Source organism: Bifidobacterium asteroides (assembly GCF_009683175.1).
Taxonomy (GTDB): Bacteria; Actinomycetota; Actinomycetes; order Actinomycetales; family Bifidobacteriaceae; genus Bombiscardovia; species Bombiscardovia asteroides_H.
Window position 1 is genome coordinate 16,320 of sequence record NZ_WKKW01000006.1, and the last position, 23,155, is coordinate 39,474.

Below are 23,155 nucleotides of genomic sequence, written 5' to 3' on the forward strand. Positions count from 1 at the left end.
TCGACGGATTCAGATACGACTCGCCTCAAAGATCACCGCCTCCGCCGGGTGGATGACCGGCGGCCGGATTCCCTGAGCGCCCAAGGCCGCACCCGGGAGGACCACGCCTTGGGGACGCCACCAGGTCAGAGGGCTTTGCCCGTTGCCGATCCGATCCAGGTCACAGCAGACATCCAAGGGCCTGATCCGGTAATCAGCACTGGGATCCAGGCCGGGAAGCGCCAGAGTCTGCGGGGGGTAATTGGCCGAAGATGTCAACTGGGTGAAGCGGTAGAGCGCCTGAGAGCCGTCAGCAGAGACCACCCCATCCAAGCGGACTGCCGGGTCCGGTGCGTCGCCATGTACTACATGACCGGTGTGCAGCATATGCCTCCACTGCTTATACAGATCGATCCATTGCCTCAGCTCATCCAACTGATCCTGGGGCACGGCAAGCAGGTTCCACTCCACGCCCATATGGCCGAAGAAAGCCATGGCCGCACGCAGATCGAGCGAGGTGGCACGGCCGGTGGAGTGGGCCGGGGAGTCGCCCACATGTTCACCCATCATCTCCGGAGGCACCAGCAGGGATGTGTACCGCTGGATGTCGGCCCGCTCGACCGGATCCACGCAGTCCGAGACCCAGACCCTGTCGGCATATTCCAATACGCCCAGATCGATACGGGCGCCCCCTGAAGCGCAGGACTCAATCTCCAAACCGGGATGCCTGGTTTTCAGGTCGCGCATGATTCCATAGACCGCCTCGGTCTGCGCATGCACGGCAGGACGTCCCGACCGGGGAGAGCGGGCCTCGGTCACATAGCGATTGTGATCCCACTTGATGTAGTCGATGCCCATAAGCGTAATGAGCGAGTCCATGGCCTCGAACACATGGGCATAGGCATCGGGGTTGGTCAGATCCATGACCTGCTGGTTGCGGCCTTCGACAGGCAACCGGGAAGGCCCGGGGGACATGACCCAGTCAGGATGATCGCGAAAGACGTTTGAGTCCGGACAGATCATTTCGGGCTCGAACCAGAGGCCGAATTCCATTCCCAGCTGATGTACCCTTGCGGCCAGGGCTTCCAGGCTCTTAGGCCCTTCAGGCCATATCTGCCGATCGATGGACCAGTCCCCCAGCCCGGACTCATCCGAACGCCTGCCCTGGAACCACCCATCATCAACGACAAAGCGCTCCACACCTATACGGGCGGCCTGCTCGGCCAGGGCAGCCAGCTTGTCATAGGACTGGTCGAAGTAGACCGCCTCCCAGGTGTTGAGGGTGACGGGCCGGGGACGTGAGGCCAAGCCAGGATGCAGGGACCGCAGGAAAGCATGATACCTGTGGGCCGCCTGGTCCAGCCCCTTGCCACGGGAACCATAGAGCCAAGGCATGGAATATACCTGCTGGTCGGAATGACCGTCAACAGGAGGAAGCGTAATCTCCCCGGCCATCAGAATCTCGCCACCCCCCAGCAATGCGGGAGCTGAAGGAATCCGCTCGGCGCTGAGCAGGCCATTGCCACTCCAGCCCAAGTGGACCGTGTATACCTCATCATGCTCGAATCCGAACCCGGGTCGGCCCGCACACATGACTAGGGAGGAATCAAAATCCGGTCGGCCCACCAGGCTTGAACGCTCCAGACGGCCTACGGTCAGTGGCTGACGTTGCGGACTGCGCTCGCGCAGGTGGTGACCGGTGGTGGTCAGAATCTCGGTTGCCTCGGCCGGCAAGGGGAAAGCCAGCTCCAAGCCGTTAATATCCAGACCTCTGACCCTATCCAGGTTGAACAGGTCTGCACGCTGCCTGACAAGACCGGACGGGAGCACCTGGCAATGCCAGGTCAGCCCCACGCCCTGGTCCCGATCGCAGGCCTGAACCTTCAGCGTCGGAACAGCGGAGTCGTCAGGCCGGATCGGTTCCGTACCCAGATCGACTGATTCCACCTGGAAGCAGCAAAAGACCTCAACACCGCCGCGGCTGATGCGCAGTCGGCGCTGTCCGGTCCACGCCTCGGACTGGGTCGGAAGGATGCTGGGCCAGGCTGTAAGATCCAGTCCTCCCGAGACCCGCTGCGGGGCCAGAGCGTCATAGGATCCCAGAAAGGCCTGCGGATCAGCCACCGGATCGCCCCAGTGAACTATTCGTGGCAGACCCTTCCCCGGGAAGAGGACAGCAAGGGACAGCCCGGACTGCTCCATGTAAACCAGCCTGAGGGGAACCCCCAGATTCGATTTGCTCTGATAGGACCCCATCCTTGGGCCGCCGCGATGATCCTCCATGACACCTCCGCCATAAGCCCGACGATGTCGTTTGCCGACATTGAACGATTAGGCTCCATGCTAGGGACCCGCGGCTAACTTGTCTGGAAAGGCGTGTTTTTCTTACTTGGGAAAGTAATTCACGGCAATCTGCTCAGCGACCGTTCACATCACCCCTGGTCGGCCTGCTCCTCATGATGGACGCGGAAGGCCAGCTCGGCCAGATGGACGCCGTGGGTGAGGAACTCCTGGGTCCGGCAGACGTAGTCATGCTCGCGGCCCAGGCGCGCCAGGTAGCCGTTGATGTAATCCACCTCGGTCGGACGGCCCTTGGACATGTCCTGGTACATGGAGGGGTAGTGGAGCGGGTTGCCCACGCGGCTGACGTAATCCACCTCGTCCAGGGTCTCCTGACGGGTCTGGATCAGCTGCTTGCCGGCCCGCTCGCAGGCGTCATAGGCCTCGTCGATCAGCTGGCGGGACATATCCTTGGCGCCCGGGTAGGAGATGAACTGGCCCATGGTGATCTGATACATGGTGCAGATGGTGTTGACCACCGAGTTGAAGATGATCTTAGCCAGGCAGGTGCCCTCGAAGTTCTCGGTCAGGATGGGGTTGAGGTTGGCGGCCTTGAAGTCCTCGGCCATCCGGCGCTCCAGGTCGGTGGTCTGCTCGGTCATGGCGCACAGGTGCATGGAACCGGCCCCGGACTTACCGATGAAGTCCACGTCGCCCGGCCCATTGAGGACCGTGCCGATCATGGCCGTGCCGCCGTAGATGCGCTCCTTGGGGAAGTACTTGAGCAGCTTGTCGAAGTGCCCCCAGCCATTCATGGCCGAGAAGACCACCTGATGGTCGCGGAAGAGCGGTGCGCAACGCTCCAGGACAGCCTCCAGCTGCATCTGCTTGAGCATGACGATCCAGACGTCGGGGTCGCCCTTGTAGTCCTCGGGGGTGTAAATGTTGACGGGCACCAAATGCCGATTCTCATGATCGCGGGAAACATAGACGCCTCCCTGGTCATGAACCTTGTCAATATTGGGCATCCAGGTATCCACGAAATCCACCTGCAGGCCGGCCTGCTCCTGTAGCAGCACGCCCAGACGATAGCCCATGGCTCCGGCACCGATGACCGTATAACGCATCGAAACACACCCTCTTTGTTCTCTTGATCAGACGACGCACCTCCGGGGACCGGCCCGGGGGATACCAAGCAGTATGCCGAGACGGCAGAAGGGAACCAAGGCAACGGTCGCATGGTGGACATAAGGGCTGGAATATGCCTGGATTTCCGCACCTTGGAGGACTTGGCCGCATACGCGGACATCCTGCCATCCCGATGGAGACGTCGACCTAGGCTGGAACCCATGCAGAAAGAGCAGAGAGGAGCCGGAGGGATGGACCGGCGGACCCTGGCCATCCTGGTCCTGGTAGGCGTGATCAGCGGATTCCTGTCGGGGATGTTCGGCATCGGCGGCGGATCGATCATCGTGCCCGCCCTGGTGTGGACCGGACTGCAGCAACGGCAGGCCTCGGCCACCTCGCTGGCCTCCATGATCCCCATGTCGCTGGCAGGGGTGGCCTCCTACGCCCTGGGCGGGCATGTGGACTGGCTGGCCGCCCTGCTGCTGGCCGTGGGCACGGTCATTGGGGCGCAGATCGGCACCTGGCTGCTGGACCGGCTTCCTGAGGTGATACTCAGGTGGCTCTACGTGGGCTTCCTGATGGCGGTCATTGCCCAGCAGCTGCTGTCCACACCCTCCAGGGAGAGCACCATCCGGCTGAGCCCGGCGGTGGCCTTGATCATTCTGCTGGTCGGCATCCTGATCGGGACTCTCTCAGGGCTGCTGGGCGTAGGCGGCGGAGCCATTGCAGTACCGGCCCTGGCCCTGCTGGGCGCCAGCGATCTGATCGCCAGGGGAACCTCCCTGCTGGCCATCCTGCCCAGTTCATTGTCGGGAACGTTCACCAACCTGCGCCACCACCTGGTTCACGCCGGTCAGGGGCTGCTTCTGGGGATCGTGGCCGCGCTGATGACGCCGGTGGGGACCTGGGCGGCCTCAGGGGTCAGCGCACGGGTAGGCGCCAATCTGTTCGCCGCCTACCTCTGTCTGATTGTTTTGCGCTGCATCTGGGCGGCCCTCCAGGTCACCCCGGCCTTCCAGCGGTACAGGGCCAATCACAACCACAGCTGAAAACGGGACTCAGTCCTGGCGGTGCCGGGTGAAGAAATCGGCAAGAATCCCGGCGCATGCCTGTTCACACACGCCGCCCAGCACCTCGACCTTCGTCCCGGTATGCGGGTCACGGGGCAGGTCCCAGACCGACCCGCAGGCTCCCATCTTGGGATCCCAGGCGCCGAAGACCACCCTGCTGAAGTGGCAGGCCATCAGCGCTCCTGCACACATGGGGCAGGGCTCCAGGGTGACGACCATGGTGCACCCGGCCAAGTCCCAGCCCGCATCGGATTCCCCGATGGCCTCCATCTCGGCGTGGGCCAGGGGACGGCCCAGGGCCTGCCGCTGGTTGAAGCCCCGGCCGATGACCCGGTCCGAGGCATCCAGGACCAGGGCGCCCACGGGCACATCCCCCCGGTCTCCGGCTATGCCGGCCAGCCGCAGGGCCTCCTCCATGGGCGCCTTCCACCGTTCTTGCACGGGTTCAGTTTGACAGTCCAGCCCGACAGGTCGGTTCAGTTGATCATGCCCGCGATGCGGCGGCGCATATGGTGCAGATGGCCCTTGGGCCGCCCGGACGTGTCGATGCCACGCTTGGCCAGGAAGGCACGAACCATCTTGTCGCCCTCGCTGAAGATCAGGACCGTCAGTCCAATTCCCAGGCAGATGAGCCACTGGCTTGCGCTCAAGGGAGCCATGCCCAGAACGCCCGCAACCGGAGCCAGATACATGGCCCCCGCATGGATGCCCAGGGCCACGAACGAGGCCACCAGGAGGAAGGTGTTGTCCAAGGGGTTGAGCTGGACGATCAGCCTGTTCTCGGATCGGGCCGACATGGCGACGAAGAAGTTGAAGAGGACCAGCAGGGTCAGGGCGATAGTCCGGGCGTGGGCCAGATCCATACCCGCGTTGATGTTCAAACGGAACAGGACCAGGATGCAGGTGGCCATCCAGAGTCCACAGACTGCAAGTCGCGCCCAGAGCACCCTCGAGAGCAGACCCTCTCCGGACGAACGCGGGGGTGACTCCAGCTCATCACCGTTGCCCGGCTCGAATCCCAGGGCGATGTCCTGGACGCCGTTGGTCACGAAGTTGATCCAGAGCATCTGCAGGGGCAGGAAGAGCAGGGGCTCCTCGGCGATTACATTGACCCCCACGGCAATCATGGCGGCTGCAGCCGTGGACAGGAGGAAGTAGGCGGACCCGCGGATGGCCTTGAAGATGACCCTCCCCTGACGCACGGCCTGGGTGATGGTGACGAAGTTGTCGTCGGTCAGGACCACATCACTGGCCTCCCGGGCCACGTCAGTGCCGGAACGACCCATGGCGATGCCTACCGAAGCAGCCTTCAGGGCCGGGGCATCATTGACGCCATCGCCGGTCACGGCCACCACATGGCCCTCGTCCTGCAGGGCCTCCACAATACGCAGCTTGTCCTGGGGGGAGACACGGGCGGCGATGGAGGTCTCACGCAGACGAGCCCGGAGGACCTCGTCGCTCATCTCCAGCATCTCGCTGCCGGTCAACGCCTGATCGGTGTGCTCCAGACCCAGGCGGCGACCTATGGCTGCTGCGGTCACCGGGTGGTCACCGGTGATCATGACCACGCGGATGCCGGCCCTGGCGCATTCGGCGATGGCCTCGCGCACACCAGGTCGAGGCGGATCGAGCATGCCCTCAAGCCCCAGGAAGGTCAAGTCGTCGGGTCGACGACGGGAGGCGGGGTCCTGGTCAGAGGAAAGGACCCTGCTGGCCACGCCTATGACGCGCAGCCCCTGGGAGCCCATGGCTTCGTAAGACTTGTGGACGGCCTGGGTGTCCAGGGGAACGACTTGGCCGTCCGGGTCCAGCATGGTTCGGCACATGGCCATGACCGCGTCCGGAGCTCCCTTGACGTATTGGGTCAGGGTGCCGTCCGGACTACGGCGGATGGTCATGGAGTGCAGCAGCTCCGGCTCGTAGGGGGTCTCCATGACGATAGGAGTGTCCAGGTCTTCAGTGGTCACGGCCCCGGTCTGGTCGGCCAGGCGGGCCATGGCCATGTCGACCGCGTCACCGCTGTATTCGATGCCGCCCTGTTCATTTGGCTGCCGGTGGGCCTCATTGGTCAGAGCCCCGGCCCGAGCGAGGGCGGCCAGACCGCGCATACGTTCGTCGCCGGATACAGCCGCTGCACCCAGGTCCATGCCCTCGACGGGAACGGGCTGGCCACCGCCCAAGGTGAACTGTTCCACGGTCATGCGGTTCTGAGTCAGCGTACCGGTCTTGTCCGAGCCGATGACGGTGATGGAACCCAGGGTTTCAACGGCCGGCAGCGAACGGACGATGGCATGGTATTCGGCCATCCTTGAGACACCCAAGGCCATGGCCACGGTCAGCACGATGGGCAGGGCCTCGGGCATGGAGGCCACCACCAGGGAGACTGCGGACAGGAAGGCCCCGGTGGCGTCGCCATTGAGGATGGCTCCGCCGATGAAGACGAAGATGGCCACCAGGATGACGGCGACGGCGATGCCCACCTCGGTGCGGTGGATGATCCGCTGCAGGGGGGTGCGGCCCTTGGCCACATGGACCAGATCGTTGATTTCGCCCAGCTCGGTGTCGGAACCGGTGGCCACCACCAGTCCGCGTCCACGGCCGCTGGTGACCATGGTGCCCGAGAAGGCCATGCAGCGCCGGTCGCCCAGGGCTGCGTCGCGGTCCACAGGGTCCGTATTCTTCTTGGCATCCTCGCTCTCGCCCGTCAGCATGGCCTCGTCGATGCGCAGGTGAAGGGCCTCGATCAATCGCAGATCGGCGGGGATACGGTCGCCGCTCTCCAGAAGGACCAGGTCGCCCGGAACCAGCTGGTCGGCGTCAATCTGCTCCATCCGGCCCTGGCGCACCACCCGTGTGGTGGGGGTGGACAGGGTGGTCAGGGCCTCCACGGCCTTGTCGGCCTTGGATTCCTGCACATAGCCGATGATGGCATTGAGAAAAAGGACCAGGAATATGGCCGCAGCGTCCACATAGTGCTGCAGAAAAATGGTAATGATGCCGCAGACCATCAGAACGGCGATCAGAGGGCCGGCGAACTGCTCCAGGAAAAGCTTCCAACGGGGTTTGGCCTGGGCCTCGGCCAGGCTGTTGGGCCCGAAGATCTCCAGTCGGCGTGCGCTCTCCTGCGTATCCAAACCCTGGTCCCCGGTGTGCAGGGCGTCCAGCACAGCCGAGGTCTCCAAGCTATGCCAGTCGGTGTCGTCGAAACGCATGTCAGTCCCTGCTGCCACTGCGTTCTGATTCTTAATGTTTGTAGATGTCACGGATGATGTCATCGGTCAACCTGGCCTTTCCAAACCGGATCGGTCATTTGTCCCCGCATGCAACCCTCTGCAGTCGTTCTTGCAATCTTCCTTCTGGACCGGGGGATGTCCAAAAGCATCGGGGAAACAATAGCGTGCGCGCAAGTCCCCGGGGTCAAGAGATGGGGCTCCATGGTCAGCCGCCACAAGCGGTGCACCTCTGGGAGGTTTGGAGCCTTCCCGGTCTTCACGAGTATACCGATTGAGCCGGCGTTTCACGCACTTACGAGGGGTCCCCGGGCCGGATTTTCACAAATGTTCGCCTATCGCGAGCGCAGTCTGTCCACCATTTTGGCTTGAGGTGTCAACTTAGCGCACATTGTCCATTAATACTGTTCCTGGATATCTTGATTCCGTATAATGGACTGTGCGACGTCGATCCTCATGCGACCCTGCACTCGGAGATTCCTTCATTGGTCGAACGAACCCTGCTAGTCGGACCTGCAGCAGCCCGCCCGGGATTGCGTGGCGGAAAGGAAGCCCGTGGAAACATTCATCCTCATTCTGTGCATACTTGCTGCCGTCCTCGTCTCTTCCTTTATTTCCAGATTCATTCCCCGAATCTCCACCCCCCTGGTCCAGATCGTCCTGGGCGCAGTCATGGCCCTGTTGCCCATTTTCCCGCGGATGCGGCTGGATCCTGAGCTGTTCATGGTCCTCTTCATCGCGCCCCTGCTCTACTACGAGGCCCACACCATCAACAAGGTGGAGCTGCTCAAGGGATTGCGATCCTCTCTTTCCCTGGCCATTGGCCTGGCTGCTCTGACCATGCTCATGGTGGGCGTAATACTACATGCCGCCTGGCCTATGTTCCCCCTAGCCGCAGCCATGGCCCTGGGCGCCGCCCTGGGGCCCACCGATGCCGTGGCCGTCTCCTCCCTGGGCGAGAGCGCCGACCTGACACCGGACGAACATTCAATCCTGGCCGGCGAATCGCTCTTCAACGACGCAACCGGTGTCATCGGCTTCCAGTTCGCCATCCTGGCTACCGTGACCGGCTCCTTCTCCCTGCCCCAGGCCCTGGGCGAGTTCTTCGTTGAGTTCGTAGGCGGCGTCGGCTTCGGCCTGATCATGGGCTTTGTGATCAACTGGCTCTTTGAGTCGGCCCGTCGCCTAGGTTGGGAAACCACCACCACCAGGATCCTGCTGGAGCTCTTCCTGCCCTTCCTGATATACATGGTCGGGCAGAACATCCTGCACGTGTCCGGAATCCTGGCCGTGGTCTCAACCGGACTGCTGATCCGCTTCGACCACACTGGAGTGGGGCCCAATACCTCCAAGGCAAACATCGTCTCGTCCAGCGTCTGGAAGGTGCTCTCCTTCAGCCTCAACGGTGCCGTCTTCGTCCTTCTGGGCATGCTGCTGCCTGCGGCCATGGGCACCAGCTGGCGAGACCGGCGGGTCAGCAACTGGATGCTGGTGGCCACCATCACCCTGGTCTGCCTGACCGTGATCGTGCTGCGCTTCCTCTGGACAGCCAGCGTCCTGATCTTCACCAAGGACCACGAAACCGGCAGCAGACCACGGATCACATCCAAGCTTCTGAGATCGGCAGCCGTCATGACCTTCGGCGGCCCCAAGGGGACCATCACCCTCTCCCTGGCCCTGACCATCCCCTATATGACCGATGACGGTTCTGCCTTCCCCATGCGCAGCGAGCTGATCTTCGTGGCCGCCGGGGTCATCATCGTCACCCTGGTGCTTGCCAACTTCGCCCTGCCCCTGCTGGCTCCCTCACAGAGCAGCGAGGTGCCGGCCCAACAGGTCGAAAAATCCATCAAGGTGCTCAGGGGCACAGTCCGGGAACTCTCCAGCAGGATCACTGACGAGAACCGGCTGGCCATCCAGCAGGTGATCAAGCAGTACAACCACCGCATCGCCAAGCTCAAGTCCGAGATCGGCCAGTACTCCCCCAAGGACTTCCAGGACCTGCAGGTGCAGACCATGGAGTGGGAGCAGGACTACATGGAGGAGCGGCTGAGCCGGATAGAAGAGGCCCAGGATCAGTTGGAGGAGCGACTCAGGAACGAGGACGCAGACATAGAGCAGGCACCTGCATCCACGCAGTCTGCCACCGGGAACGAGACCGAGGCCGAACCCAGCACCGAGGCCGAGACCGTAGCCGACAGGGATGCCGATGCCCAACTGATCGATCAGCGCAGCGAGCGCGGAGACGACCAGGAGGAACTGCTGAATCTGCGCAGCCAGGAACAGGCCGCCCGCAGGATCCTGTCCACCATATCCGGCTCCCTCTTCCACTTGGACAGAGGCGGGGAACTTCGCTGGAGGGCCTACACGGCTCGCAGACGACTCAGGGGACTGCTGCACAGCCAGTTCCACCGCCTGAAGCACCTGACCCAGCCGATCGACAAGGACCAGGTCTTCGTGGCAGGACGCCACCTGCAGGCGGAGATGAACCACTTCCTGATCGAAAAGCTTTACTCCGAGCTGGGCAAGGGACGCTTCAAGACCGAGGACCTGCTGAACACCATCATCAACCACCAGATGATCGAATCCTCGGCGGAGGGAAAGACCGAATACGCGGGCATGCCTGCCATCAGGGATCAGGTGGAGGAGGCCAAGCGGGAGGGCTACGCCATCGAGCTGAGCCAGATCCAGGATATGGTCGAATCCGGGGAAATCTCGCGCACGACAGCCAGGAAGATGCGCCGCAACGTCTACGTCATGCAGGTCGACGCCGACTCGGCTCTCTGAGCCGATCTACATAAGGCCCGAGGTCACGTCAATCTCGCCCAGCCACTGGCGCAGATCGTTCATCTCGCGCATATCGACGGCATGTTCCAGATGGTCATACTCGGTGGTGTGCAGCCATACGTGCTCATCCAGCCAGGCGGCCAGGGCACGAAATTCGTACTTGGGCACCGTGGTGTCGTCCGAGCCGAACCCCAGGAAGACCGGCTTGTTCAAGCCAGCCAGGCGCTCATCCGCAGGAGCGGTGCCAGGCACCAGGCCTGGAGCCAGGAAACCGGACAGACATATGGAAGCCCGGTAGCGCTCTGGGTTGACCCGAAGCAGATGAACAGCCAGCATGGCTCCCTGGGAGAAGCCCATGGCCACTACGGGTCGATCCTCGGGGATGTTGGCTGAAACCCAGGCATCCACAGCCCGAGCCGCTGCGTAACCATCCCGATCCAGGTCCTCCTGTTCGGGACGCATATCATGAAACCAGGTGTAGCCAGGGCCGAACATGCCGCGCTCGCTACCAGGCACCACCATGGGCGCCCGCAGGGATGCGTAGTCGTTGTAAGGAGCCACATAACGCATCAGGTCGGCCATGTCCTCCTCATTGGAGCCCCAGCCATGCATGAGTACAAAAATGGGCCGCGAGGGGTTGCCCGTGCCCTGCTTGCGAGACCAACGGACCTTCTCGACCTTGAGCTCCTGCCCAAAACGTCCGGGCACCACCGTGGAGGGCCGACCCACCAATCCGCCGTCATCCTTTTGTGCTTGATCCATAACTGCCACGATAGTCGACCGGCCCGGTCATTCAATGCTGACCCATGAGCGGCTCGGCCTGGCCACCCCACTGGCTCTGCAGTCCGGTCACCTGGGCCTTGCTACCCACCACCATCCAACGCTTGCCGGTCAGCAGCCATAGATCCTGAGGCTGCAACCCGCCTCCGTAGCGGGAGAGCAGGTCGGGCACGCTGGCGCGGATAGGCCCCTTGGCCAGGGAGGCAGCCGAATCGTTGTCGAAGACCACGTAGGCCATGGTCGTATCCGTGCAATACCGGGCTTGGGAGATGCCTACATACCCGCCCGGGCTGATGTCATGCCAACCCGAAGCGCACTGGCCGGCAGCCTTGTCGATACCGCCGGTCATGGCCTGGGGCGAGCTGGTGGGCGCTTCGTCACGCGCAGGAGCCTTGATGATGCCCTTGGGGGAAGAGTTGGCAATGAGCAGGCCTGCCAGGGTCAAGAGCATTCCGCAAATCAAAAGAATAATGCCCGCCGAGCCTACCGATGGCCGGTTCGGGACTGGTCCGGAGTGACGGGCTATGATGACCAAAATTATGGTCAACAGGGCAAAGGCCACGGAGACACCCACCCAGGCCGAGATGCCCACCTGACCTATGACCCCCAGCCTGGAGGGGGCTATGGCATGGGCCAGCAAGGCCGCGCCCGCCAAGGCCGAGACCAGTCCCGTGACCGCGGCAAACCGACTCCAGATGTTGGCATGCGCTATCTGAATGGGACGCTCATCAATATCCGGGCGAGGAGGATAGGAGGCTGGCAGACCCTCGTCATACCCGCTGTCCGCCAGCCGCTGATCCAGCTGGTTGAATCCATCGGCCATCGACCTCGCCACCTTTCACGGTTGGTTTCAGTCTATGGGGGCGGACACATACAGACCAGCGACGGCGGCCAATGCTTCACCATCCCAACATCCTGCCGGGATGATGGATGGGCATATTAGAAGCGCAATCGTTACTTATCACCACGATGCTCAGCACGTGCACAGGCCCGATGACGGTGAAAGGTCCTAAATCTCAGTTGGAGCTCAGCCCTTGATGTCTCGAGGATCCTTCTTGCCTATGGTGCGCTTGTCGCGGATTTTGTTGCCGCCCTTGTTATGGATGTTGACCTCGCCGCCGCCGGACCGGTCCGCAAAGACCTTGGCCTGCTTGGTGGCCTCCGCCTTGGTGGCGAAGGTGCGGGAGACGCGTGAGGCCCCGGCCCGCTTGACTGTCCAAAGATCGCGATCCCCGTCGTATTGCACGTGATAATCAGCCATGATGGCCGTCCTTTCCATACTTCCCTGTACCCCCTCATCTTCCACTGCCCGACCTGGGGCACCGTGCTTCGACACACCAGAACCTCCAAGAATATTGTTCATCAATGATGGCGCTAAGAGAGGCTTTCCGCACTGTTGCCGGGCTTGCAACTTTTAGGTCAGGTATCGACAATTCGATTATGGGCAGGGGAATAAAAATGACCAGAGCAAATTACTATGAGGTGATTTAAGTGGAACGAAACTACGGATGTTGAGTTACCTACTTGGATACAGGATCTGGGTTGGATGCATATTCAGGCAAGGTGGACACATCTCCATTAACCTTGAGATTCTAGAGGTTTGAGCAGAGTCCTGTTTGCAACCATAGGCGCGATTGGTTCGCCGATGCGGAAAGCAGCGTGCCCAGAAGCCACCAAGTGTTGGTAATAGCTTCGAGGAAGCGCTCCATCAGCTGGTCAGCAGGCGTCACGTCGGCATAGTCGCGGATTGAGTTGACTGGCACCACGTCCTTAATCTCATGTCAACAAGCCAAGCTGCGATATAACTTCCTCACATTGGATGTGGCGAGCAAAAGCCCGCGCATACGCCTCAATCAGACGTGGAAACACAAACAAGGCCACGCCATGATTCGTGCCGTCTTTTGCTATTGTCGCCCACCTTGCAGATTGCACGGTTAAGCCTTTCACAGATGAGAAACTCTTCAGTGAAAACTGGTGGTCAAGCGGAACAGGATTAACAGGGAATGTGAGGAAGCGTCTGCAAGCGGCTCTTCATACCTACAGATGCTGTAGCCTTGCGGCTATGGCATGCAGGGGACGGAAATCGGATACAACAGGCGAGGATACGGAGAATACCGACCTTCGCCGCACGATCCACGTACCCCCTCATGCCGACCTTGTCCTATGGCTTCTAGGCCTGGCTCTGTTGCTGCCAATGAGCTGGGGCTGGTATAGCAAAATTCCTATTCAGTTCTTTATGGCATTCCCGGATGCCGTTGATTTTGCGTCAGACACTTGGGTGAACAGGATAATTGCGACCACCATTGTGGGGCTTGTCTGTTGGCTGATAAGCGGCATTATCCATATAGTTGCCTTGTATAAAGGGAAGTCGCGAAAAGCCCGGAAATGGTGGAACGTCGTCACAAAAATCCTGCTTGTTTTAGTGACGTTGATCGTCTTGCTGCATAGTCTGGCTGGGGTACTGTTCCTCTCGATAGACGTCAGCGATATTCCCCTGTGAGTAACGCTGATGCTGACGCTCGCTCACCGCCTATAAGTCAATCAGCTTCATCAAACGTCTAACGATCTGGATTCGCAAGAAACGCAGCATACGCTCGAGCAAGGGTTTCGGCTCCATCCTTGGTAGGAAGCCGGTCAGCTCCAGATGCACTCAAGAGCTTATCTTTGCCAAAGTTGAAAACTTCCCAAACCCACATGTCAATGCTGATGACAATTTTTCAGAAAAGAGAGCGGGCGACGGGAATCGGACCCGCCTCTGAAGCTTGGGAAGCTTCCATTCTACCAATGAACTACGCCCGCAAATCCGGCTACCGGGGTCATACCTCGGCCAACCGCATGCGAGTCACCATGGTAGCAGGTCTCAGCGATGTGCGCGAATCACCAAGTCCGGGCACGGTTGCGAGACAGGTCTTCAATCCACTTTCAGACGGTTCCGTCAGGCTCGATCAGGTCGGCCACCACCGTGGAGCAGGCCCCAAGCAAGGCGGCATCCTCACCCAGGGCCGAGCGGTCGACCACCAAAGGCCGACGGAAATCAGTGGCCAGGGCATCGTTCATGGTCTTCTCCATGGCACTCAGGAAGATGCGGTTGACCACCCTGGAGTCGCCCAGGACAGCTACGCGGGGAATGTCCATAAGACCGGCGGGCATGGTCAGAACACGACCCAGCAGTTCGCCAGCACGGCGCAAAATGCTGGCCAGATTGTCGGGATCCCGGTCCATTGCAGCAGTCAGCTTGGGAACACTGATCAGCGATTCCAGGCAGCCGCGCTTGCCACAGCGGCACTGAGGACCGGCGGGATCCACCACCACATGGCCAATCTCGCCTGCCGCGCGATTGCAACCGGTCACCAGCTCGCCAGAGACCAGCAATCCTGCCCCAACTCCGTCGCCCAGATGGACCAGCAACAGGTCAGACTGGCCTGAGCCAAACTGCCGCTCGGCCAAAACCTCATTGTTGGCATCGTTGTTGACCGTCACCTCCAAGCCTGTCTTCTCATGCAGATAGCCGCGCAGGTCGGTCTGAACCCAGCCCAGGTTGGTGGCATCATCCACCACGCCTTCAGCACTGACGATGCCGGGACTGGATACGCCGATACCCATGACGGGGTGGGTTGCCCGCTGCATCAATGAATCAGTCAACTCCCCCACCAAGTCCAGGGGGACCTTGCCGTCAGCGGTCAGAGGGATCTCCTCACGCGCCACTACCTGTCCGGTCAGGTTGAGCACCGCCCCCCTGAAAACGTAGGGCGTGGAAAGGTCCAGGGCCAGGATGCTGCGCCCGTCGGGATTGATGCGCAGCAGCCGTCCCCGCTTGCCAGGCCCTGTGGATTTGCTATAACCCACTTCCATGAGCAGATGCTCGCCCAGCAGCTCGGCCACGATGTCTGATATGGCGACTCTGGTCAGCCCTGATGCGCGAGCCAGATCAGCCCGGGTCATGCTGACATCGGGGTAGAGCAACCTGAGCAGGATGGCTCGGTTGTGGTGCCGCACCGACTTGGGCAGCGCCTTGGACAGGTTGCCGGTATTGCTGGTCATGATTCGCCTGACAATAGATAATGCGGGAACGGGGACCCGCCATGGGGATTGGGCCTTGAACCCCGTGATCACGCCCATCCATGCTTGCACCTTATATTGTAAACTTCCTTGCCCGGGCAGGTCCATACCTCGCCATTGCGGCACTGAAGCTGCTGGTTTTCAGGACTGCGCACTAGCATCGTGAGCAAGACCACGGGGACAGCCAATAAAAAGTTCAGTTTCCTAACAATTAAGTGTTAGGCTGTTAACAGATACCAGAAACAGCTGCATCCCCTCGCTGAGCAAAGGAGCGATCGCCATGACCACGACACCGAACCATTCGGGAGTCTCCCCGTCCGCCATAAATCCCCGATACCTGCTGGGCAACGAAGCCAACCGCATCTTCATGGCCTCGCAGACCTACGGCTTCCTGGACTTCGGGCGTGGGTTCCCCACCGAGCAAGGCGGCGCCGGCTGGCTCAATGACGACGGCAGCATCGACCCAGACCAGGGAATCCAGACCTGGATCACTTGCAGGATGACCCACGTCTACGCCATCGGCAGCCTTCTGGGCTACCCGGGAGCATCAGAGCTGGTCCATCGTGGCGTCCAGGCCCTCCAGGGCAACCTGCACGACGACGAACACGGCGGCTGGTATCCCTCGGTCTCCTGGCAGGGCCAGCCCGAGAGCGGCAAGACTTGCTATACCCACGCCTTCGTTGTCCTAGCCGCCTCCTCAGCCATGCTGGCCGGCGACCCCGATGGGCAGGCCCTGCTGGACCAGGCGTTGGAGATCTTCAACCGCTACTTCTGGGATGATGACAAGGGCCTTGCCGTCGACACCTGGAACAGCGAGTTCACCCGGCTGGACCCCTACCGGGGGCTCAACGCCAACATGCACAGCACCGAGGCCTTCCTGGCAGTGGCCGATGCCACCGGCAAGGAGGACTACCGCGAGCGCGCCGGACGCATCATCGACCAGGTCATCAGCTGGGCTGAGAACAACCAGTGGCGCATCCCCGAGCATTTCAACAGCGACTGGCAGGCCGACCTGGACTACAACCAGAACAACAAGGCCGACCAGTTCAAGCCTTACGGGGCAACGCCGGGCCACGGGATTGAATGGGCCAGGCTAATCACTCAGTACGCACTAAGCAGGTTCGATCAGGATGCCGACCGTCGCCACTACATCGAGGCAGCCGAGCACCTGTTCGCCAGGGCTGTGGAGGATGGCTGGGCCGCCGACGGAGCCGAGGGCCTGGTCTACACCACGGACTGGCAGGGCCGCCCGGTGGTCCACGACCGCATGCATTGGACCCTGGCCGAGGCCCTGAACACCTCGTCCACCCTCTACGCAGCCACCGGCAAGGCCACCTACGCCGACTGGTACGCCACCTTCTGCAGCTACGTAGACCACTATTTGATCGACCACCAGGGCGGGTCCTGGTGGCATCAACTGGATGCCGACAACCAAGTCATCGGCACGGTCTGGCCCGGCAAGTCCGACCTCTACCACGCATTCCAGTCCACCCTGATTCCCTACAACGACCCGGCGGTCTCCATCGCCACGGCCATCAAGAAGGCCTGCGGACAGGGACCTGCAGACCAGAATCAGGCCCGCTGAAATCCATGGCAGCATCGACCCCGCATCCCGAGGCGGATACAGATAACGTCCAGGCCCGTCCGATCAGCCTGGGAATTGACATCGGCGGCACCAAGATCGAGGGCGTGGCCATGGACGGCGACAAGCACCTGCTGGCCTGCCATCGAATCCCCACGCGCGAGGGCAACCAAGCGGTTCATGACGACACGGTGACACTTATCCACCACCTTCTGGATCCGGTGGGCCCAAATCGGGGTTCTGTCACCGTAGGCCTGGGCATCCCGGGGCGCGTGGATGCCAACCGTGGAATAGTGGATGACGCAGTCAACCTGGGCATCCGCCACATGGCTCTGGGTCCTGCCGTTGCCAAGACGACCGGCCTGCCCGTCCGTGTCGAGAACGATGTCAATATCGCTGCTCTGGGAGCCGCCTCGCAGGCCGGCGACTCCCTGATGGCCCCTGGAACCACACCTCACTCCGAGGCTGCCCGGAAGCAGGCCCGCCGCTCCGCATCAGTGCCCGGGCGTGACGGTCCCAGGGCCCTGCCCGACCATGACGACCATGTTGTGGTCTTCATCAACCTGGGTACCGGCCTGGCAGCGGGCATCATCCGCTGGGGCCGGATCGAGCACGGAGCCAGCGGGGCAATAGGCGAAATTGGCCACATCCCAGTGGACGCCCACCAGTTTCCCTGCAAGTGCGGCCAGCACGGCTGTCTGGAAACCGTGGCCTCAGGCTCGGCAGTGGAAGCCCTTTGGCCGGGAATCGCCCACCCCCTGCCTGACCTGATTGCCCAGGCAAGCCAGGGGAACCAGCGCGCCCAGGAAGTACAGGACATCATCGGGCATGGCATTGCCCTGGCTGTACAAATCGTGGCGTTGACCATCGATCCCGGAGTCATCATCCTGGGCGGCGGCATGAGCAGAACCGGTCAGCCCCTGCTGGATCTGGTCACCGAGCATCTGAATAGGAGCGCGGCCTGCAGCCACTTCATCGCTTCGCTGAATCTGCCCGACCGGTTGCGCTTGGCTCCAGCCGACCTGCCCATCGCAGCCATCGGCGCCGCCCTGGCAGGACGCATGGCAACCGACAGTCGGCCATCTGACTTTATAGGAAAGGAAATCGCATCATGACCGAAATCATCATCGTCAAGTCCCAGGAGGAAGCCGGCAAAATCTATGCCCGCTGTACAGCCGACCTGATCCGGCGCAAGCCTGACTGCGTGCTGGGTCTGGCCACGGGATCCAGCCCTCTGGCGGCATACCAGGCGCTGGCCGATCTGGTCCACAAGGAGGGGATCGACGTCTCCCAGGTGCGTGGCTTCGCCCTGGACGAGTACGCGGGCCTGGACCCGGCCCACCCTCAGTCCTACCGGTCCACCATCGACCGGACCGTGGTCGAGCCTCTGGGCCTGGACCCCGCCAAGGTGAGGGTGCCCAATGGAAACCTGGACACCATCAAGGACGCTGGCCGCGTATATGACCAGGCAATCGAGGATGCCGGCGGTGTCGACCTGCAGATCCTGGGCATCGGCACCGACGGACATATCGGCTTCAACGAGCCCGGATCCTCCCTGGCCTCGGGCACCCGCATCAAGACCCTGACCGAGCAGACCCGCATCGACAACGCCCGCTTCTTCGACAATGACATGGACCAGGTGCCCACCCACTGCATCACCCAGGGGATCGGAACCATCCTCAAGGCACGCCAGCTGGTCCTCCTGGCTTTCGGCGCTGGCAAGGCAGAAGCCGTGGCCGAGAGCGTAGAGGGCGGCATATCGTCCTTCTGCCCGGCCTCCGCCCTCCAGATGCATCCCCATGCCACCGTGATCGTGGACGAGGCCGCCGCCTCCCGCCTGCGCAACCGCGACTACTACAAGTGGGCATATGCCAACAAGCCTGACTGGCAGTCCATCTAGAAGGCAAACCAAACATGTCCAAGGAAGCATACGAGTCGGCGGGGCTCGCGGTCGAATCATCGCTGAATGGACCGGCCCATCCCCTTGTCCTGACCGGCGCAAGGCTGATAGACGCCCGAGGCATCAGGGAAGACAGCTGGATTTTGGCCTTGGAGGGCAGGATTGACCAGGTCGGACAAGGCAGGGAGAGCCTGGAATCCGCCCTGAGGGCCGCTGGCCTGCCCAGCCTACCGCCCTCCTTCCAGCCTGGATCAGATACCCATGACGTGAATGCGAACGGTGTGGAGTTCATCGACGCAGCCGGCTTCATCCTCACCCCCGGGTTCATCGACATCCACTCCCACGGCGGCTGGGTCCACTCCTTCGATGACGGCGACGATGCCATTCGCACAGCCAGGGCCTGTCATATGGTCCATGGAACCACCAGGCAGGTGCTCAGCCTGATCACCAACCCGGTCGACACGATGTGCACCAATCTGCGCTCAGTCAAGAGGGTCATGGACTCCAGACCCGATGTGCTGGGTGCCCACTTGGAAGGGCCCTTCATCGCTCTCTCCCGTAAAGGGGCGCACGATCCCAAATGCCTGCGCGACCCTGAACCAGCGGTTCTCGACCGCCTCCTGGAAGCTGCCGACGGTTGCATACGCCAGGTGACGTTGGCCCCCGAGCGCGACCATGGCTACGAGGCCATATCCCGCCTGGCTGGGTCCGGTGTGGTGCCTGCGGTCGGCCATTGCGATGCCGGCTACGATCAGACCTGCCGAGCTTTCGATGCCGGTGCCCGCATACTCACTCATGTTTTCAACGCCATGAACGGCATCCACCACCGTCAGCCCGGACCCATTCCGGCCGCCGTGGAGGACCCTCGGGTTACAGCCGAGCTGATCAACGACGGTTTCCATGTGCAGGACCCCTGCGTCGACCTGGCTTTCAGGCTCTTCCCCCATCGGATAGCCCTAGTCACCGATGCTATGGAGGCCACCGGCTGCGAGGACGGCGCCTACAAGCTGGGTTCCCTGGACGTAACAGTGAAGGGCGGCCACGCCCGCCTGACCTCCAACGGAGCCATCGCCGGTTCAACCCTGACCCTGGATGTGGCAGTCGGCAGAGCAGTCCAATCCATCGGCCTGCCAGCCCCCCAGGCCGTGGAAGCCGCCACTCTGACACCTGCCCGGGCCCTGGGACTGGACCGCCCCAACCCGATCACCAACGCCCCGTTGGGCCTGCTGTCACCCGGCTATGCGGCCGACCTCCTCCTGCTGAACCCGGCCGACTGGTCCGTCAAAACCGTGGTCTGCAACGGGCGAAGAATTCAGATCTAAAGCACGGAGAGCCAAAAACCTCCGATTCCTCGTTGCCTCTATGACAAGCCGGATTCTTCGCAACTAAGGGCACAAAGGCAGGAACGGTTAGAAGGCCCGGCCCAATGTCTGACCCTTCTAACCGTTCCCAAAATTATCGACCAAGACAGCGGAGAGGAATCACCGCTATTGATAGGTGTACAGGCGCATTAGCCCGCTAGTCTTTCAGTACCCCACCTGGGCTCCATGCCCGGAATTCACCTGGGTCTGCCCCATCTCCTGGCTCATCTGCATTAGGCGGGCTATGCGCTCATCGGTGGGCGGATGGGTGGAGAAGAGCCTGCTGAACCCCTTGACCGAAAAGGGATTCTCGATCATCATGGCAGCGGCGCTCTGGGTGCCGGCGGTCTGAGGCATAGGCGCGGCCTGAGACCCGTAGGATATTTTGTTCAGCGCCGATGCCAGAGCCGCCGGGTCCCCAGTCAGCCGGCTGCCATCCTCGTCGGCGTCATACTCTCGGGTGCGGGAAATGGCCATCTGAATCAGGGAGGCGCCCAGAGGGGCCAGAATCGAGCTGATCAGCACGCCCAGAAGGCCAAAGACGCCGGAATCGTTATCCCTGTCCCGGCTGTCGCCGCCGAAATACATGAGGGAGTATCCCAGATAGGTGATGACCGTGGCCATGGCCGAAGCTACAGCAGAGGTCAGGATGTCATGGTTATAGACGTGCATGAGCTCGTGGCCAAGCACCCCGCGAATTTCCCGCTCGTTGAGGATGCGCAGGATCCCCTGGGTGCAGCAGACGGCGGCATGGCGCTCGTTACGGCCTGTGGCAAAGGCATTGGGCGAGTCGGTGGGAGCAATGTAGATGCGGGGCATGGGCTTGCCTGCCCTGCCCGACAGCTCTCGGACGATCCGGTAGAGGTCGGGAGCCTCCTGCTCACTGACCGGCCGAGCGTGCATGGAGGCGATCGCCACCTTGTCGGAGAACCAGTAGGATCCGAAAGTGGTGGCCAGACCTATGAGGATATAGATGCCCAGCGTGCCCTGGCGACCGCCGGTCAGCCACCAGATGAGCATAATAACGGCCCACATGAGGGCGAACAAAAGCGTCGTTTTCAGGCCGTTGAAATGTCCGTGAACCTTCAGCTTGCCATTCATGGGTTCCATGGTAGACAATACCGCTGAATTTTTGCTGAACGGGCGCTGAAAAGATGAGGCTGCTGAGCCCACTCTCCCCCTACCATCCGTTCAGAATAGGCCTGGTTGGCTCACAGCTTTTCTCTTACCTTGATGCTCAGGAGGAACATACTGGGCTTTCTTCAACCTCCCGTTGGCATCGAAGAACCGACGAAGATTCATGGTCTTCACCCCAAACTGGTCTGCGATATTAGGAATCTTGGGCTCTTTCTTCATGTGCTGTCCCTGTTGCAACGAAACCCGGGCCTCGTCCGTCACTATGACCGCCCCCTCGACTTTGGCCACGGCAATCAGCCAGGGATCCGCCTTGCTCTCTGCCTCCCAGTATTGGCGCGACCCTTCCGTATACTGCCCGCAGGTGACCAGATAATCCTGGATTTTCGCATAGACCTGCGCATACCTGTCGTCCTTATGGCTTATTTGGCGGCCTTTGAACACTGCACGCACCCAAAGGTCCAACATATCGGGATTGGCGGCCTGCTCATTGACCAGCTCGTCGTAGACGACATCCACCATGGCAATCGCCCTGTCCTCAGCCAGCTTTTCCATCCATCGCCAGAAGGGGTGAAACTCCTTGTAGTCGAAAGGATGGTTGAGCCGGTAGGAGGCGATGAAGATGTTGGAATCGGGCAGGTAGAGGGTAGCGGTCATAACAGCTTCTTTTCACGAATCAACCCCTGATAAGACTGCGGGGAGCGCACCCCCACCAGGTCGAAGCCCTCAGTCGGAGCCAATCTGCCCCCGTCCATAGCGGCATTGACCAAGCGGACGAAACCGGTGTCCACCCTGGAGGCATTGGTCCTGTTGCCATTGCCATGGGGTTCCCGCTCCTGACTATGAACGGTCTTGTCCTGAAGATGCCGATTCATTCGTTTCTGCAGCTCCTCAAGGGTATCTTCGCCAGCCAAGCCGAACTGATGGGCCTGTATACCCATGGCCAAGGCACTCAGATGGAAGTCGTCAGCTATAGATTCTGCGGCATCGGCCGGCTCTTGCCCCCCGTCCAACTGCTCTCGCCACACCTGTCGAAAGCGCTCATCATCAATCACGGCCTTTACCACTGCTCGGTTTATCGCACGCTCCGTGGTCTTGTGGTCTCCTTGGCCGCCAATGCCGTCGAAGAGCTCCTGAGTACCCAGCAGTACATGCCCCACCTCGTGAATCAAGGTGAATATCATGCCGTCAAAGGAATCGTTCCTATTGATAAACACCAGCGGAGCCATGTCGTCAATCAGCACGAACCCTCGAAATTCTTGAAGATCCAGCTTTCGGGACCTTGTAGAACCCACCTGGGAGTTGAGCATGATCATGATGCCCGCATTAGATGCCTGTTCCTTGAGCTGACGGAAACGGTCGCTGGATTTGCCGCCCTCCCAGGCAGAGCGCCCATCCAACCCAAGGGTGGAGCGAAGCGCATCAGCCAGGTCATCGTCATACTCGGCACTGTGCACCGACCCGACCAGCGGGTTGGCATCCAAGCCGGACTCAAGCAATTCATCCCTGGCCCATTCCTGCCTGAATCTCATCTGGTCAATAGTGTCCTGCAGATTTTTGCTGGGCTGCACAGACGTATTGCCTACGGTACGGTACCGGACCAGAGGCTCAAGGCGACGCTGGGGCACGACCGACCTGACCAAGGCACCGAAAGGCACGTGCAGGGCCCTGCTGAGCAGCTCGACCTTGTTGAAGGATACGGACACGGGTTGCTTGGATTCCAACCAATCCGGCAACTGGCCAAGCCCCCGGCGCTGAGACAGAGCCACTGGATCGGCATCACTCTCCTCAACGGCCCACTGGAGGGTGGCCGGATAGAGAGTCAGGTTAGCCATGTCACGCTCCTTCGATTCCGTGATGGGCTC

The 23,155-nt window shown here is 61.3% G+C and carries 18 protein-coding genes and 1 tRNA gene; 7 read left to right on the plus strand and 12 right to left on the minus strand.

The window, feature by feature from the left end:
• Nucleotides 1-9: 9 nt before the first annotated feature.
• Both GKC41_RS07820 and GKC41_RS07825 read right to left on the minus strand, forming a co-directional pair.
• Entirely contained in the window at nt 10-2,235 is a 2,226-nt protein-coding gene (locus GKC41_RS07820; RefSeq protein ID WP_154313770.1) for an alpha-galactosidase, read from the minus strand.
• 176 nt (nt 2,236-2,411) lie between these two features.
• Nucleotides 2,412-3,386: a ketopantoate reductase family protein gene (locus tag GKC41_RS07825; RefSeq protein ID WP_154313705.1), complete on the minus strand. Its 975-nt coding sequence runs from the start codon at nt 3,384-3,386 to the stop codon at nt 2,412-2,414.
• A gap of 222 nt (nt 3,387-3,608) precedes the next feature.
• Here GKC41_RS07825 and GKC41_RS07830 point away from each other — a divergent pair, with 222 nt between their 5' ends.
• Complete coding sequence (locus tag GKC41_RS07830) at nt 3,609-4,436, plus strand: sulfite exporter TauE/SafE family protein (protein WP_154313706.1); 828 nt, start codon at nt 3,609-3,611, stop codon at nt 4,434-4,436.
• Nucleotides 4,437-4,445: 9 nt separating this feature from the next.
• On the opposite strand, the gene GKC41_RS07835 is transcribed toward GKC41_RS07830, so the two are convergent.
• Both GKC41_RS07835 and GKC41_RS07840 read right to left on the minus strand, forming a co-directional pair.
• Nucleotides 4,446-4,874: a nucleoside deaminase gene (locus tag GKC41_RS07835; RefSeq protein WP_154313707.1), complete on the minus strand. Its 429-nt coding sequence runs from the start codon at nt 4,872-4,874 to the stop codon at nt 4,446-4,448.
• Nucleotides 4,875-4,933: 59 nt separating this feature from the next.
• The gene (locus tag GKC41_RS07840; RefSeq protein WP_324612108.1) at nt 4,934-7,687 is read right to left on the minus strand and encodes an HAD-IC family P-type ATPase; all 2,754 of its coding nucleotides are present in this window, start codon (nt 7,685-7,687) and stop codon (nt 4,934-4,936) included.
• Between the two features lie 555 nt (nt 7,688-8,242).
• Between GKC41_RS07840 and GKC41_RS07845 the strand changes: the two genes are divergently transcribed.
• A complete protein-coding gene (locus tag GKC41_RS07845; RefSeq protein ID WP_324612109.1) occupies nt 8,243-10,474 on the plus strand; it encodes a cation:proton antiporter in 2,232 nt (743 codons plus the stop codon).
• Between the two features lie 6 nt (nt 10,475-10,480).
• Here GKC41_RS07845 and GKC41_RS07850 read toward each other — a convergent pair whose 3' ends face one another.
• From GKC41_RS07850 to GKC41_RS07860, 3 genes are all read right to left on the minus strand, one after another.
• Entirely contained in the window at nt 10,481-11,236 is a 756-nt protein-coding gene (locus GKC41_RS07850; protein WP_154313710.1) for an alpha/beta hydrolase, read from the minus strand.
• A 31-nt stretch (nt 11,237-11,267) separates the two neighbouring features.
• Complete coding sequence (locus tag GKC41_RS07855; RefSeq protein ID WP_154313711.1) at nt 11,268-12,077, minus strand: hypothetical protein; 810 nt, start codon at nt 12,075-12,077, stop codon at nt 11,268-11,270.
• Nucleotides 12,078-12,281: 204 nt separating this feature from the next.
• A complete protein-coding gene (locus tag GKC41_RS07860; protein ID WP_045934889.1) occupies nt 12,282-12,515 on the minus strand; it encodes a DUF2188 domain-containing protein in 234 nt (77 codons plus the stop codon).
• Between the two features lie 801 nt (nt 12,516-13,316).
• On the opposite strand from GKC41_RS07860, the gene GKC41_RS07870 reads away from it, so the two are divergent.
• Entirely contained in the window at nt 13,317-13,754 is a 438-nt protein-coding gene (locus tag GKC41_RS07870; protein ID WP_229281727.1) for a hypothetical protein, read from the plus strand.
• Between the two features lie 228 nt (nt 13,755-13,982).
• Here GKC41_RS07870 and GKC41_RS07875 read toward each other — a convergent pair.
• Both GKC41_RS07875 and GKC41_RS07880 read right to left on the minus strand, forming a co-directional pair.
• Nucleotides 13,983-14,053: transfer RNA gene (locus GKC41_RS07875), tRNA-Gly, on the minus strand.
• Between the two features lie 123 nt (nt 14,054-14,176).
• Nucleotides 14,177-15,295, minus strand: a complete 1,119-nt coding sequence (locus tag GKC41_RS07880; protein WP_195760213.1) for an ROK family transcriptional regulator — start codon at nt 15,293-15,295, stop codon at nt 14,177-14,179.
• Between the two features lie 298 nt (nt 15,296-15,593).
• Here GKC41_RS07880 and GKC41_RS07885 point away from each other — a divergent pair, with 298 nt between their 5' ends.
• The 4 genes from GKC41_RS07885 to nagA are packed head-to-tail and all read left to right on the plus strand — an operon-like array spanning nt 15,594 to nt 20,117.
• Entirely contained in the window at nt 15,594-16,898 is a 1,305-nt protein-coding gene (locus GKC41_RS07885) for an AGE family epimerase/isomerase (RefSeq protein WP_154313714.1), read from the plus strand.
• 5 nt (nt 16,899-16,903) lie between these two features.
• Complete coding sequence (locus GKC41_RS07890; RefSeq protein ID WP_154313715.1) at nt 16,904-18,010, plus strand: ROK family protein; 1,107 nt, start codon at nt 16,904-16,906, stop codon at nt 18,008-18,010.
• Nucleotides 18,007-18,795: a glucosamine-6-phosphate deaminase gene (gene nagB / locus GKC41_RS07895; RefSeq protein WP_154313716.1), complete on the plus strand. Its 789-nt coding sequence runs from the start codon at nt 18,007-18,009 to the stop codon at nt 18,793-18,795. Before GKC41_RS07890 ends, nagB begins: the two co-directional genes overlap by 4 nt.
• Before the next feature lie 14 nt (nt 18,796-18,809).
• Nucleotides 18,810-20,117, plus strand: a complete 1,308-nt coding sequence (gene nagA / locus GKC41_RS07900; RefSeq protein ID WP_154313717.1) for an N-acetylglucosamine-6-phosphate deacetylase — start codon at nt 18,810-18,812, stop codon at nt 20,115-20,117.
• Nucleotides 20,118-20,321: 204 nt separating this feature from the next.
• Here the strand turns inward: nagA and htpX are convergent, their stop codons facing one another.
• The 3 genes from htpX to GKC41_RS07915 all read right to left on the minus strand — a co-directional run bounded on the left by htpX (nt 20,322) and on the right by GKC41_RS07915 (nt 23,125).
• A complete protein-coding gene (gene htpX, locus GKC41_RS07905; RefSeq protein WP_121913517.1) occupies nt 20,322-21,257 on the minus strand; it encodes a zinc metalloprotease HtpX in 936 nt (311 codons plus the stop codon).
• A gap of 90 nt (nt 21,258-21,347) precedes the next feature.
• Nucleotides 21,348-21,947, minus strand: coding sequence for a DUF4411 family protein (locus tag GKC41_RS07910; protein WP_154313718.1), 600 nt, complete (start codon nt 21,945-21,947; stop codon nt 21,348-21,350).
• A complete protein-coding gene (locus GKC41_RS07915; RefSeq protein WP_195760214.1) occupies nt 21,944-23,125 on the minus strand; it encodes an ImmA/IrrE family metallo-endopeptidase in 1,182 nt (393 codons plus the stop codon). The genes GKC41_RS07910 and GKC41_RS07915 overlap by 4 nt, the downstream gene beginning before the upstream one ends.
• Nucleotides 23,126-23,155 lie beyond the last annotated feature (30 nt).

Bases quoted from the DNA above. Each gene is read 5' to 3' on its own strand.
- GKC41_RS07835 (WP_154313707.1), bottom strand. From the start codon at position 4,874: ATGGAGGAGGCCCTGCGGCTGGCCGGCATAGCCGGAGACCGGGGGGAT.
- htpX (WP_121913517.1), bottom strand. From the start codon at position 21,257: ATGAATGGCAAGCTGAAGGTTCACGGACATTTCAACGGCCTGAAAACG.
- GKC41_RS07870 (WP_229281727.1), top strand. From the start codon at position 13,317: ATGGCATGCAGGGGACGGAAATCGGATACAACAGGCGAGGATACGGAG.
- GKC41_RS07820 (WP_154313770.1), bottom strand. From the start codon at position 2,235: ATGGGGTCCTATCAGAGCAAATCGAATCTGGGGGTTCCCCTCAGGCTG.
- GKC41_RS07890 (WP_154313715.1), top strand. From the start codon at position 16,904: ATGGCAGCATCGACCCCGCATCCCGAGGCGGATACAGATAACGTCCAG.
- nagA (WP_154313717.1), top strand. From the start codon at position 18,810: ATGTCCAAGGAAGCATACGAGTCGGCGGGGCTCGCGGTCGAATCATCG.
- GKC41_RS07910 (WP_154313718.1), bottom strand. From the start codon at position 21,947: ATGACCGCTACCCTCTACCTGCCCGATTCCAACATCTTCATCGCCTCC.
- GKC41_RS07850 (WP_154313710.1), bottom strand. From the start codon at position 11,236: ATGGATCAAGCACAAAAGGATGACGGCGGATTGGTGGGTCGGCCCTCC.
- GKC41_RS07915 (WP_195760214.1), bottom strand. From the start codon at position 23,125: ATGGCTAACCTGACTCTCTATCCGGCCACCCTCCAGTGGGCCGTTGAG.
- GKC41_RS07880 (WP_195760213.1), bottom strand. From the start codon at position 15,295: ATGACCAGCAATACCGGCAACCTGTCCAAGGCGCTGCCCAAGTCGGTG.
- GKC41_RS07830 (WP_154313706.1), top strand. From the start codon at position 3,609: ATGCAGAAAGAGCAGAGAGGAGCCGGAGGGATGGACCGGCGGACCCTG.
- nagB (WP_154313716.1), top strand. From the start codon at position 18,007: ATGACCGAAATCATCATCGTCAAGTCCCAGGAGGAAGCCGGCAAAATC.
- GKC41_RS07860 (WP_045934889.1), bottom strand. From the start codon at position 12,515: ATGGCTGATTATCACGTGCAATACGACGGGGATCGCGATCTTTGGACA.
- GKC41_RS07885 (WP_154313714.1), top strand. From the start codon at position 15,594: ATGACCACGACACCGAACCATTCGGGAGTCTCCCCGTCCGCCATAAAT.
- GKC41_RS07825 (WP_154313705.1), bottom strand. From the start codon at position 3,386: ATGCGTTATACGGTCATCGGTGCCGGAGCCATGGGCTATCGTCTGGGC.
- GKC41_RS07855 (WP_154313711.1), bottom strand. From the start codon at position 12,077: ATGGCCGATGGATTCAACCAGCTGGATCAGCGGCTGGCGGACAGCGGG.